13 protein-coding genes are annotated in these 12,980 nt (G+C 41.1%); 1 reads left to right on the top strand and 12 read right to left on the bottom strand.

The features are described from left to right. Positions 1-6: 6 nt before the first annotated feature. The 12 genes from CEF22_RS07095 to lepA all read right to left on the bottom strand — a co-directional run bounded on the left by CEF22_RS07095 (position 7) and on the right by lepA (position 12,719). Complete coding sequence (locus CEF22_RS07095) at positions 7-450, bottom strand: GatB/YqeY domain-containing protein (RefSeq protein ID WP_094836918.1); 444 nt, start codon at positions 448-450, stop codon at positions 7-9. 19 nt (positions 451-469) lie between these two features. Then, the gene (rpsU, locus tag CEF22_RS07090; protein WP_094836917.1) at positions 470-643 is read right to left on the bottom strand and encodes a 30S ribosomal protein S21; all 174 of its coding nucleotides are present in this window, start codon (positions 641-643) and stop codon (positions 470-472) included. Between the two features lie 124 nt (positions 644-767). After that, complete coding sequence (gene deoC, locus CEF22_RS07085; protein ID WP_100402308.1) at positions 768-1,448, bottom strand: deoxyribose-phosphate aldolase; 681 nt, start codon at positions 1,446-1,448, stop codon at positions 768-770. A gap of 152 nt (positions 1,449-1,600) precedes the next feature. After that, positions 1,601-2,941: a tRNA (N(6)-L-threonylcarbamoyladenosine(37)-C(2))-methylthiotransferase MtaB gene (gene mtaB / locus CEF22_RS07080; protein ID WP_100402307.1), complete on the bottom strand. Its 1,341-nt coding sequence runs from the start codon at positions 2,939-2,941 to the stop codon at positions 1,601-1,603. Between the two features lie 5 nt (positions 2,942-2,946). Beyond that, positions 2,947-3,699 (bottom strand): 16S rRNA (uracil(1498)-N(3))-methyltransferase, encoded by a 753-nt coding sequence (locus CEF22_RS07075; protein ID WP_100402306.1) that lies wholly within the window; start codon positions 3,697-3,699, stop codon positions 2,947-2,949. 69 nt (positions 3,700-3,768) lie between these two features. Beyond that, the gene (prmA, locus tag CEF22_RS07070) at positions 3,769-4,707 is read right to left on the bottom strand and encodes a 50S ribosomal protein L11 methyltransferase (RefSeq protein WP_100402305.1); all 939 of its coding nucleotides are present in this window, start codon (positions 4,705-4,707) and stop codon (positions 3,769-3,771) included. 22 nt (positions 4,708-4,729) lie between these two features. Continuing rightward, complete coding sequence (dnaJ, locus tag CEF22_RS07065) at positions 4,730-5,848, bottom strand: molecular chaperone DnaJ (protein WP_095477761.1); 1,119 nt, start codon at positions 5,846-5,848, stop codon at positions 4,730-4,732. A gap of 171 nt (positions 5,849-6,019) precedes the next feature. Continuing rightward, entirely contained in the window at positions 6,020-7,846 is a 1,827-nt protein-coding gene (gene dnaK / locus CEF22_RS07060) for a molecular chaperone DnaK (protein WP_100402304.1), read from the bottom strand. A gap of 34 nt (positions 7,847-7,880) precedes the next feature. Further along, positions 7,881-8,438 carry a nucleotide exchange factor GrpE gene (gene grpE / locus CEF22_RS07055; protein ID WP_100402303.1) on the bottom strand — a complete coding sequence of 186 codons (558 nt, stop codon included), beginning with the start codon at positions 8,436-8,438 and terminating at the stop codon, positions 7,881-7,883. A gap of 108 nt (positions 8,439-8,546) precedes the next feature. Beyond that, on the bottom strand, positions 8,547-9,575 hold the full coding sequence (hrcA, locus tag CEF22_RS07050; protein WP_100402302.1) for a heat-inducible transcriptional repressor HrcA: 1,029 nt from the start codon (positions 9,573-9,575) through the stop codon (positions 8,547-8,549). A 105-nt stretch (positions 9,576-9,680) separates the two neighbouring features. Continuing rightward, the gene (hemW, locus tag CEF22_RS07045; protein ID WP_100402301.1) at positions 9,681-10,823 is read right to left on the bottom strand and encodes a radical SAM family heme chaperone HemW; all 1,143 of its coding nucleotides are present in this window, start codon (positions 10,821-10,823) and stop codon (positions 9,681-9,683) included. Positions 10,824-10,889: 66 nt separating this feature from the next. Next, positions 10,890-12,719 carry a translation elongation factor 4 gene (gene lepA / locus CEF22_RS07040; protein ID WP_095477731.1) on the bottom strand — a complete coding sequence of 610 codons (1,830 nt, stop codon included), beginning with the start codon at positions 12,717-12,719 and terminating at the stop codon, positions 10,890-10,892. Positions 12,720-12,785: 66 nt separating this feature from the next. Here lepA and CEF22_RS18485 point away from each other — a divergent pair, with 66 nt between their 5' ends. Beyond that, on the top strand, positions 12,786-12,938 hold the full coding sequence (locus CEF22_RS18485) for a hypothetical protein (protein ID WP_157843189.1): 153 nt from the start codon (positions 12,786-12,788) through the stop codon (positions 12,936-12,938). Positions 12,939-12,980: the final 42 nt, after the last annotated feature.

The raw sequence follows: 12,980 nt of genomic DNA, 5'->3' as shown, positions 1-12,980 counted from the left end.
TCTTTTTTATGATAATTTTGTCTGAACTAGCTTATTCACCGTTCCGCCGTCAGCTTTACCTTTTACTTTCGGCATGAGCGCACTCATTACTTTACCCATATCAGCTTTAGAGGAAGCATTTACTTCTACAATTGTTTCCTGAACAATCGCTTCTAATTCTTCTTCTGAAAGTTGCTCCGGCATGTATATGTTCACGTAAGTTAGTTCAGTTTGAATTTTTGAAACCAGATCTTCACGTCCTGCTTTCTCAAACTCATGGAGGGAGTCTTTGCGTTGTTTCACTTCGCGAGAAAGTACGGCTAATTCGTCATCTTCTGCCAACTCTTTGCCTGCTTTAATCGCTTCGTTTTGCAAGGAAGCTTTAAGCATGCGAATGACAGTCAATTTGTCTTTTTCTTTGTTTTTCATCGCTTGCTTCATATCATTATTTAAACGCTCGAGAAGACTCATTCTTACACCCTCTCTCTCTTTACCACTTACGTTTTCTAGCCGCTTCAGATTTCTTTTTACGCTTCACACTTGGCTTTTCGTAGAATTCACGCTTTCTAAATTCTTGTAAAGTTCCAGTTTTGGAAACAGAGCGTTTGAAACGACGTAGAGCCTCTTCAAGTGATTCGTTTTTACGAACAACTGTTCTTGACATTTCTCTTTCCCTCCCTCCGAACACTTACGATTACATGTTCCGTTATGGAAATTCCATGTACTAAATAATTATAATACAAGCAATTATAGCCGTCAAGAAATTTTCTTTACAAAACATCAGCTAATTAATAATCAGTGTCCGATTGAAGTCCTTGAACAATCTTTACACCAGAACTAGCCCCAATTCTTGTTGCACCGGCTTTGATCATATTTTCCGCATCTTCTTTACTACGAACGCCACCAGACGCTTTCACACCGATATCAGGCCCAACCGTTTGGCACATTAGCGTGATATCCGCAACCGTCGCACCACCTGTCGAAAAGCCTGTCGATGTTTTCACATAGTCTGTTCCTGCTTTGACAGCGAGCTCACAAGCTTTTTGTTTCTCTTCATCTGTTAATAGGCAAGTTTCAATGATCACCTTCGTTAACGCTTTACCTTTAGCCGCAGATGTAACCGCTTGAATGTCTTTCAATACCGTCTCGTAATCTCCGTCTTTTAAGGCACCGATATTGATCACCATGTCCACTTCTTCAGCACCGTTTTCAATGGCATTCTTCGTTTCAAATGCCTTCACTTCAGATGTCATGGCTCCTAGAGGAAAACCAATCACTGTGCATACTTTTACCGGCGTTCCTTTTAACTGCTCACTTGCATAAGACACCCATGTTGGATTAATACAAACAGAAGCAAATTCATATGTCTTTGCTTCTTCACAAAGTTTACTTACTTCCTCTTTTGTTGCATCTGCTTTTAATAATGTATGGTCAATCATTTTTGCCACTTGTTCAAATTGATTTGTCATAAACGATTATCTCCCTTCAGACAAGTTGTCCGTACATCTCTATCTTACCATCGTCACTATAAAATTGCGAGAATGCACGATATTGTTTTTTATTCTTCTAATAGAAAATAAAAGCCTTTCATGCAATTAGTTATTGCACAAAAGGCGATAGATTAATTCACTGTATTTAATTCTTCTTCTAACACTCGAACAAATTGACCTTTATTGTATGGGTAGCCAGCTTGCGTGATTTTCACTTTCACGATTTGACCGACCATTTCCTCCGTTGCTTCAAATACTACTTTTAAATAGTTATCTGTATAGCCGACATATAAATCTTCTTTGTCTCCTTCTTTAAAAGACTCTTCCGGAATCACTTCAAGCACTTCTCCTTCAAAACGAGAAGCATATTCCTTTGCTAATTGATCAGAAAGAGTGATTAATCGATGAACACGTTCGTTTTTCACTTCCTCATCCACTTGATCATCCATTCTGGCAGCTGGTGTACCTGTACGTTTGGAATAAGGGAAAACATGAAGTTCAGAAAACTTATGCTCTTTAATAAAATTATACGTTTCCATAAATTCTTCTTCTGTTTCACCAGGGAAACCGACAATCACATCAGAGGTTACAGCTAAGCCTGGTAACGCCTGCTTCAAACGGTTCAAACGATCAGCGAAATGCTCCATCGTGTATTTACGACGCATTCTTTTCAACACAGTGTTTGAGCCAGATTGCAACGGAATATGCAAATGTCTCACTACAATGTTCGAACGATCAATCACTTCAATCACTTCATCTGTCAATTGACTCGCTTCAATCGAAGAAATACGGATGCGCTTTAAGCCTTTTACCTTTTCTAAATCAGCCAAAAGCATCGCTAAGTTATAATCCTTCATGTCCGAACCGTATCCACCTGTATGAATGCCCGTTAACACGATTTCCTTATAACCTGCATCTACAAGCTGTTGTGCTTGACGAAGTACTTCTTGCGGATCACGAGAACGCATTAAGCCACGTGCCCATGGAATAATACAGAACGTACAAAAGTTATTACAGCCCTCTTGAATTTTTAAAGAAGCACGTGTACGATCCGTGAAAGCTGGTACGTCTAATTCTTCGTACACGCGGTTTTTCATAATGTTGCCGACGCCATTAATCGGTTGACGCTCTTGTTTAAACTGCTCAATATAGTCAAGCATTTTCGTTCGGTCTTGTGTTCCGACCACAACGTCGACTCCTGGAATCGCCATAATTTCAGCTGGTGATGTTTGTGCATAACAACCAGTGACGCAAATGACCGCGTCTGGATTTTTACGAACCGCTCGACGAATGACTTGACGACTTTTCTTGTCTCCAGTATTTGTCACGGTACATGTATTGATGACATACACATCTGCTGTTGCTTCAAAATCAACTCTCTCGTAATTCTGGCTTTTAAACAGCTGCCAGATCGCTTCTGTTTCATAATGGTTTACTTTACATCCAAGTGTTTGGAATGCCACTGTTGGCATTATCATCACCTCATTAGTTCAAAATGGTAGGAAATTGCAGATAAAGCATATAGCGGAGCAGTCTCGGTTCGTAAAATTCTCGGGCCTAATCCGCATGGAATATAGCCATGGCTCCGTAATTTTTCCGCTTCCTTCTCTGAAATTCCACCTTCAGGTCCAAAGACAATGAACAGTCGATCACCCGGCTGCATCTCGGCTAGCACTTGATGAAACGCCTGCTTCTCCCCTTGCTTCGCTTCTTCTTCATAAGCATATAATTTAAACGGATAGTCTTGTCCGATTTCAATCAATTGATTTATATTCACCGGCTTCATCACGTCTGGCACACGGTTACGATGAGATTGTTCAGCGGCTTCTTTGGCTATTTTCGACCAGCGTTCCGTCTTTTTCTCACCCTTTTTCTCATCCCATTTCACAATGGAGCGATCCGCATGAAAAGGGACAAACAAGCTAGCTCCTAGTTCTGTTCCCTTTTGAATGACGAGTTCCAATTTATCCCCTTTCGGCAGACCGCTCGCAATGGCGATATCAACCGGCAGCTCTTTCTTATCATGAATCCATTCCACGAGAAAGGCAAGTGCATAATCATTAGCAAGGTGCTCAATTTCTACCTCTGCTGTTTCTCCATTAGGAAATACAGCATAGACATGATCCCCGACTTCCATCCTCATCACTCGTGACAAATGATGAAAATCCTCTCCCTCGATTTTGATTGACTTGCCATCCTCTAATTGTTCATTTACAAAGTAGCGCTGCACGATTGTCACCCCGTCTATTTCATTTTCTTTGAAGCTGTCTCACAGACCTCTGAGACAGCTGTTAACTCATTATTTTTTCTTTGCAATAATAGCAACCCAGTCTTCCATTAACACCGTTTCTTCAATATCAAAGCCGGCCGCAATGACAGCCTCTTTCACGTCATCACGCTTTTGACTAATGATCCCTGAAGAAATAAAGTAGCCTCCTGGCTTCACGACTTGAGCTACTTCATCTGTGAAGGACATAATGACTTCCGCTAAAATATTAGCTACCACGACATCAACTTGTTCGTCAATGCCATCTAATAGATTATTTTTTGACACATTCACCGTTTCTTCGACATGATTAAGACAAACATTTTCTTTCGCTGACTCAACAGCAACTTCGTCTAAGTCTAGGGCGGTTACTTTTTTCGCACCAAGCAATGCTGCACCAATACTTAGCACTCCTGAACCTGTGCCAACATCCACGACATGATCGTCTGATTGGACGTATCGTTCTAACGCTTGCAAACACATGACCGTTGTCGGGTGTGTACCTGTTCCGAAAGCCATACCTGGGTCCAGTTCAATGATTAACTCATCTGTACTGACAGGTGTATAGTCTTCCCACGTAGGAACAATCGTAAATTTTTCAGAGATTTTCACCGGGTTATAATATTGCTTCCATGCTGTCGCCCAATCTTCCTCATTCACTTCCATCAATGTCATCACATTTTGACCGATGTCAATATTATATTCGACAAGATTCTTAATCGATTGTGCAATCCCTTCAGCGGTTTCAGCTAGAAAGCTGTTTACAGGTAAATATGCTTTAACGATTACACCCTCTTCAGGATAGTCATCGGGATTTAGCTGATAGATTTCACCAAATTGATCCTCACGCTCTCTCTTTAATTCAAAAGGATCTTCAATAACAACGCCACTTGCACCCGCTTCGTGCAAAATATTAGAAATAGCTTCTACTGCTTCATTTGTTGTTTGAATGCTAATCTCCGACCACTTCATCTGTTGCCAGCTCCATTCTTTATTAGTCACGCTTTAGCGCGCGTTTTACTTTATCAAAAAAGCCCGCTTGTTGTTCATCTAGCATTTCACCGCTTACTTCCGCAAATTCTCGAAGCAAGTTTTTCTGCTTTTCATTTAATTTCGTTGGAGTAACGACTTTCACTCGAATATGCTGATCTCCTGTACCATAACCACGAACATTTGGTACACCTTTTCCGCGCAGACGGAATTTCGTACCCGTTTGTGTTCCTGCTGGTACCTTCAATTTAATTTTTCCATGAATGGTCGGTACTTCGATTTCATCACCAAGTGAAGCTTGAACAAATGTGATAGGAATTTCACAATAAATATCGTCGCCATCTCGTTCAAATAATTCGTGTGGAAGAACGCGGAATACGATAAATAAATCGCCAGCAGGGCCGCCATTTACACCCGGCTCTCCTTGTCCAGATACGCGCAGCTGTTGACCATCATCAATTCCAGCTGGTATTTTCACATGAATTTTCTTCATTTTCGTTACCGTTCCATCGCCGCCGCACGTCGAGCATTTTTCTTTAATCATCTTACCTGTACCGCTACAATATGGGCAAGTACGACGATTCACAATTCGACCAAATGGCGTGTTTTGCTCGACATTTAACTGACCTGCACCGTGACAATGCGAACAAGTTTCTGGATCGGTACCAGGCTTTGCTCCCGTACCTGTACAAGTACCACAAGTTTCCTCTTTCGGAATTTCAATGTCTGTCTCTTTTCCAAACACCGCTTCTTCAAACTTGATCGTCATTGTATATTGTAAGTCGGCTCCTTGGCGCGGAGCATTTGGATCTCTTCTGCGACCGCCACCGCCACCAAAGAAGGTGCTAAAAATATCTTCAAATCCTCCGAACCCACCGAAATCAGCTCCACCAAACCCTTGATTTGGATCAGCATGACCAAATTGGTCATATTGTGCCCGTTTTTGCTCATCACTTAACACTTCATAAGCTTCTTTGACTTCTTTAAATTTCTCGTCGGCTCCCGCTTCTTTATTAATATCTGGGTGATATTTTTTTGAGAGCTTGCGATACGCTTTTTTGATTTCCTCTTTAGAAGCGCTTTTTTCGACACCAAGTACGTCATAATAATCTCGTTTACTCATCACGTTCCACTCCCCGATTCCTTTCACATAAGGGCTATTTTAACATAGTTGCTCCTTAATAGTGAATAGTTAATACTAATCGATTGTTTCAGCTCATCATGAAAAAAGTCAAAGTCAAGGAACCCCCTGACTTTGACTTTAGCTGCCTAGCGAAAAGGCTCAAGCTTGCGATTATTTATCGTCTTTTACTTCTTCAAATTCAGCATCGACGACGTCATCATCTTTTTGTCCACCTTGCGCCTGTCCTTCTTGTTGCTGAGCTTGCTTAGCTGCTTCTTCATACAGTTTCATGGACAAGTTTTGCACAATTTCAGATAGCTCATCTTTTTTCGCACGAATATCTTCAAGTTCATTTTTCTCAATCGCTGCTTTCAACGCTTCTTTCGCATCTTCTGCTTTTTTCACTTCTTCAGCGTCTACTTTGCCTTCAAGTTCTTTTAATGTTTTTTCTGTTGTGAAGACTAATTGATCGGCTTCATTACGAAGTTCTACTTCTTCTTTTAGCTTTTTATCTGCTTCAGCATTTTCTTCTGCTTCTTGCACCATACGATCAATCTCTTCATCAGAAAGACCTGAGGATGATTTAATCGTGATGTTTTGTTGTTTACCTGTACCCATATCTTTCGCACTAACATTCACGATACCATTTTTGTCGATATCAAATGTTACTTCGATTTGTGGAATTCCACGTGGTGCTGGTGGGATATCCGCTAATTGGAAGCGACCTAATGTTTTGTTGGCCGCCGCCATTGAGCGCTCCCCTTGAAGCACATGAATATCAACAGCTGTTTGACTGTCAGCCGCTGTTGAGAACACTTGTGACTTAGAAGTTGGAATCGTTGTGTTACGATCGATTAACTTCGTAAATACGCCACCCATCGTTTCGATACCTAAAGAAAGTGGAGTTACGTCTAAAAGAACAACGTCTTTCACGTCACCTGTTAATACTCCACCTTGAACAGCAGCTCCCATCGCTACTACTTCATCTGGATTTACTCCTTTATGAGGCTCTTTACCCGTTGCTTTGCGAATCGCTTCTTGAACAGCTGGAATACGAGTCGATCCACCAACTAAGATGACTTTATCAAGCTCAGAAGCAGACATGTCTGCATCTTGAAGTGCTTGACGTACTGGTCCCATTGTACGCTCAACAAGGTTCGCTGATAGCTCGTCAAACTTCGCACGGCTTAATGTTAATTCTAAGTGAAGCGGTCCAGCTTCTCCTGCTGTAATGAACGGTAAAGAAATTTGTGTAGAAGTCACACCTGAAAGATCTTTCTTCGCTTTTTCAGCTGCATCTTTTAAACGTTGCATCGCCATTTTATCTTGAGATAAATCGATGCCGTTTTCTTTTTTGAATTCTTGTACTAAATAATCGATGATCACTTGGTCAAAGTCGTCTCCACCTAAGCGATTATCACCAGCTGTAGAACGAACTTCGAATACACCATCGCCAAGTTCTAAGATCGATACGTCAAATGTACCACCGCCAAGGTCATATACAAGAATCGTTTGATCCTCATCCATTTTATCCATACCGTATGCAAGCGCTGCAGCTGTCGGTTCGTTAATGATACGCTCTACTTCAAGGCCAGCAATTTTACCAGCATCTTTAGTTGCTTGACGCTCAGCATCATTAAAGTAAGCAGGAACAGTAACAACTGCTTTCTCTACTTTTTCTCCTAAGTATTCTTCCGCATAAGATTTCAAATGTTGAAGAATCATCGCTGAAATTTCTTGAGGAGAATACTCTTTTCCTTCAATTGTTTCCTTATGTGCTGTACCCATATGACGCTTAACAGACATAATTGTGTTAGGGTTCGTGATCGCTTGACGTTTAGCCACTTCCCCTACTTGACGCTCACCATTTTTAAATGCAACTACAGATGGTGTTGTACGATTACCTTCTGGATTAGGAATAACTTTCGCTTCCCCACCTTCAAGAACTGCCACACATGAGTTCGTTGTACCTAAGTCGATACCGATAATTTTGCTCATTTGTCTTACCTCCCTGAAAAATATATGTAATAATTTATTGATTAACTTTGACCATTGATGGGCGAATGACACGGTCTTTTAGTTTATAACCCTTTTGAAATTCTTCCACCACGATATTTGATCCATAGCTCTCATCACTATCTGTCATAACCGCTTGATGAATGTGCGGATCAAACTCATTGCCAACAGCTTCGATCGCTTCAACACCTTCATTTTCTAGCGCTGTGAGCAATCCTTTATAAACCATCTCCATCCCTTGAAGAACGGATTCCGTTTGCTCGTTTGCTGCTTCGATTTTCAGTGCACGCTCGAAATTGTCTAGCAATGGAAGCAAGTCAGAAATTAAATTTTGTGCGCGATATTTATCTGCCGCTTCACGCTCGATTTGCGTGCGACGACGGAAGTTATCAAAGTCAGCTCGTAAACGCAAATAAGAACTTTCTGCTTCCTCTAATTTTTGCTCTAATTCATTTATTTTGTCAAAAGAAGCCTCTTCCTCAACAGTTTCTGTTTGTTCTGCTGCTTCTTCTGTTACTGGCTGTTCGTCAGTTTGTTCAAGTGGTTCTTCATGCAGTTGCTTCTCTTCTGCCATTGGTTTCACCTCCTTCAAATTTTCTCCTAATCATTCAACCTTTATATTATACACAGAAAGAGACGGAAGTCAGCAACAACTTCCACGCTCTTACCATACTGACTTTATCTAGCTTTCATACAGCTTCGTCAACGCTTTTGTCATATCGTGACTCAAAAAATCGACGAGGCTAATCACCCGCGAGTATTCCATTCGCGTCGGCCCAAGTATCGCAATTGTTCCCACTTGTTCTTCTCCAACCGAGTAGGAAGCTGTAATTAAGCTACAATGCTCCATCGCTTCATTATTGTTTTCTTTGCCGATCTTGACTTGAATACCAGTTGGGATGCCGCTAATTAATTTATAGATGCCTTCTTCCTGTTCAATCATATTCATCACTTGACGAATTTTCACAATATCATGGAACTCAGGCTGATTGAGCATATTCGTTTTTCCACCGAAAAACAACTTTTCTGTTGCTGGCACATCAACGGCATCAGCAAACATTGTTAACATCGCTTCGTAATTATGAATATGTTGACGCATAAGCACAACAATTTCTTTATACAACTTATCGTGTAGATTAGAAAGCGGAATGCCGACCAATCGTTCATTCAAAATGTTCACCATTTTTTCAATATCGGAAGCATCGACACTTTGAGGGAGTTTGAACGTTCGGTTCTCAACATGCCCCGTATCTGTCACGATAATAGCGATCGCTGTATCTTTACTTAGAGGAACAATTTGTAGCCTCTTTACTTTATTATCCTTAATTTCAGGTCCTAATACGATCGCTGTGTAATTCGTTAATTCTGATAAAATTTTTGCTGACTTTTGCACCACTTTTTCTAACTCATACATGCGGTCAGAAAAGATGGAATGAATCGTCTGCACTTCTTTTCGATTGAGCTGTTCAGGATGCAACAGATGGTCGACATAATAACGATATCCTTTTTCTGAAGGCACTCTACCTGAGGAGGTATGAGTTTTCTCTAAATAACCAAGTTCCTCAAGCTCAGCCATCTCATTGCGAATCGTCGCTGAACTGTAAGCAACTTTTTCTTTCTCAACCAAGCTTCGCGAGCCAACCGGCTGTGCAGATTGAATAAAGTCATCAATGATTACTTGTAAGATGAAAAGCTGACGATCTGTTAACAACGTTCATCACCTCTGTTAGCACTCTATCTTTATGAGTGCTAAATCTATAAATAAATTATCAAAATCAATGCTTATTGTCAACGGACATGCTCATGTTATTGCGGATCATTCGATCGATAATAAAAATGACTGGAATACTTCGTTGCCAAGCAATTTCCCTTCATCAGTCAAGCGAATCGTTTCATTGTTTTCAATCATTAGAAGCCCTCTTGCTGTCATATCTGCAAGCGGTTGTTTGAATAATTCAAGCGGGGAACACTGATATTTTTGATGAAATTGCGCAACAGATACTCCTGCCATTTTTCGAAGACCAAGAAACATTTCTTCTTCCATCTGTTCATTTTTCGATACTTGATGAGACGATAAAAGCGCGAGCTGTCCGTCCATTAACGGCTCGATATATTTTTTCAACGGGCCATGATTAGCTGTTCGCACACCATTTACATATCCATGCGCGCCAGCTCCTAGGCCATAATACTGCTCGTTATTCCAATATACAAGATTATGACGACTTTCAAATCCTGGCTTGGCAAAGTTGCTGATTTCATATTGCGTTAGTCCGCGGGCTGACATTTGTTCCATCAACTCTCGATACATAGCCGCCTCTGTTTCCACTTTTGGAAGTGGTAAGCGATCTTTTCTCATTAAATTATAAAAGACCGTCTTCGGTTCAATAATGAGCGAATAGCCTGAATAATGAGGAAGACCTAAGCTTAACGCAGTGTGCAATGTGTCGCGAAAATTCTCAAGCGTCTGATTAGGTAAGGCATAAATTAAATCGATGCTAATATTTTCAAACCCAATGGCTTGCGCACGTTCAATCGTTGTAAATACATCGCGACTTTTATGCGTGCGCCCGATGGATGCTAATAATTCGTCATCAAAGGATTGAACACCGATACTTAAACGATTAACTCCATACTCTTTTAACACTTTCAACTTTTCCTCTGTTAAATCTCCTGGATTGGCTTCAAAGGTGAACTCTCCCTCTGTAAATGGGAGAATTTCTCGAATCGATCGACAAAGTGTCGCTAGCTGCTCAGCACTTAGAGCAGTTGGGGTACCGCCACCAACAAAAATCGTATCTAAACAAGCGGTCGGGTTTGATTCCTGCATCAGTTTCATTTCAGTAGCAAGTGCAGCTAAATACTCCTCCACCGGCTGATTCTTCATAAACACTTTATTAAAGTCGCAATAATGACAAATTTGATGACAAAAAGGGATATGGATATAAGCGGAACGTATCATTCAAAAACTCCTCTAACATAACGAGAAAAAGGGTCAGCTGTTACGCTTTCCCTTTCCCGTTAAAAATTATTTAGTCGAATCGTCTATCTTCAGAACAGCCATAAACGCTTCTTGAGGGACTTCAACGGATCCAACTTGCTTCATCCGTTTCTTTCCTTCTTTCTGCTTTTCAAGCAACTTACGCTTACGAGAAATATCTCCACCGTAACATTTCGCCAATACATTTTTACCCATTGACTTGATCGTTGAGCGGGCGACAATTTTTTGACCGATCGCCGCTTGAACAGGTACTTCAAACTGCTGTCTAGGAATTAATTCTTTCAGCTTTTCTACGATGACTTTTCCGCGCTCATAAGCGAAGTCACGGTGAACGATAAAGCTTAACGCATCGACTTTTTCACTATTTAATAAAATGTCCATTTTCACAAGCTTCGACGGCTTATAGCCAATCAGCTCATAATCAAATGAAGCATAGCCTTTTGTATTAGACTTCAATTGATCAAAGAAATCATAGACAATTTCTGATAACGGAATTTCATAAATGACATTAACACGAATATCGTCCATGTATTGCATATCGATGAAGATTCCCCGTTTTCCTTGCGCTAACTCCATAACTGCTCCAACATAATCATTTGGCACCATAATGGACGCTTTAACATAAGGCTCTTCTACGCTATCAATTTTTTGTGGATCTGGCATATTCGACGGGTTATCGACACTCACTTCTTCACCATTTGTCATTCTCACGTTATAAATAACACTTGGCGCTGTCGTAATTAAATCAATTTTAAACTCACGCTCGATACGTTCTTGAATGATTTCCATATGAAGTAAGCCTAGGAAGCCACAACGGAAACCAAAACCTAAAGCTTGAGACGTTTCTGGCTCAAATTGTAGAGCAGAATCGTTTAACTCAAGTTTTTCAAGTGCTTCTCTCAAGTCGTTAAATTTTGATGAGTCGATTGGGTACAATCCACAGTATACCATCGGGTTGAGCTTTCGGTACCCAGGTAGTGCTTCATCAGCAGGATTTTTGGCTAAAGTGATCGTATCCCCGACACTTGTATCGCCGACATTTTTAATCGCCGCTGTTAAAAAGCCAACGTCGCCAACTGTTAGTTCATCACGAGGGGTTGTTTTCGGCGTAAACACTCCAACCTCTGTGACGTCAAATTCTTTTCCAGTTGACATCATTTTAATGCGATCGCCTACTTTGACCGTTCCATCGACAATACGAATGTAGGCAACGACTCCGCGATACGCATCAAACATTGAGTCAAAAATAAGCGCTTTTAATGGCGCAGATGGGTCACCTTGTGGCGCTGGAACTTTCTCCACAATTTGCTCCAAGATTTCTTCAATCCCGATACCTGCTTTCGCAGAAGCAAGCACAGCCTCTGAAGCATCTAGACCAATGACGTCCTCAACTTCTTGACGTACTCGCTCTGGCTCCGCTGCTGGCAAATCGATTTTATTAATGACTGGAAGGATCTCCAAATCATTATCTAAAGCAAGATACACATTCGCTAACGTTTGCGCTTCAATTCCTTGAGCAGCATCAACAACTAAAATCGCCCCTTCACAAGCGGCTAAGCTTCGAGATACTTCATACGTAAAGTCGACGTGTCCCGGTGTATCGATCAAATGAAAAATATACTCTTCTCCATCTTTCGCCTTATATGTTAACTGAACAGCATTTAATTTAATCGTAATGCCGCGCTCTCTCTCCAAATCCATCGAATCAAGCAGCTGGCTCTTCATTTCACGAGCAGTCAACGCCTGAGTTTTCTCTAAAATTCGGTCTGCTAACGTAGACTTCCCATGATCAATATGAGCAATAATCGAGAAATTTCGAATATGCTCCTGTCTCTTTACTCTCTCTTCATGATTCATACTTTCACCTTCTCCTGTTAATCGGCACAATTACACTAGCATTGATTATATCAGCCAAAAAAGCAAATGACAACGAAAAGCGGAAGGCGCTGGTCAGCGACGTATGGACTGGAGCGATCCGATCGAGATAAAGGAAACACGATGAACGCCAGTGAATCGATGTTGACTTATCGCAAGGAGGAGCGTGGAAGTCCACTAGTCGCTAGCGTCTGGAGCTAGACAATACGAAAAGCGGAGCCGACTGTTCAGACACGACAAGCA

This window comes from Bacillus sp. FJAT-42315 (genome assembly GCF_002797375.1).
Classification (GTDB): Bacteria; Bacillota; Bacilli; order Bacillales; family Domibacillaceae; genus Bacillus_CE.
This window is presented reverse-complemented; position numbering and strand designations above follow the sequence as displayed.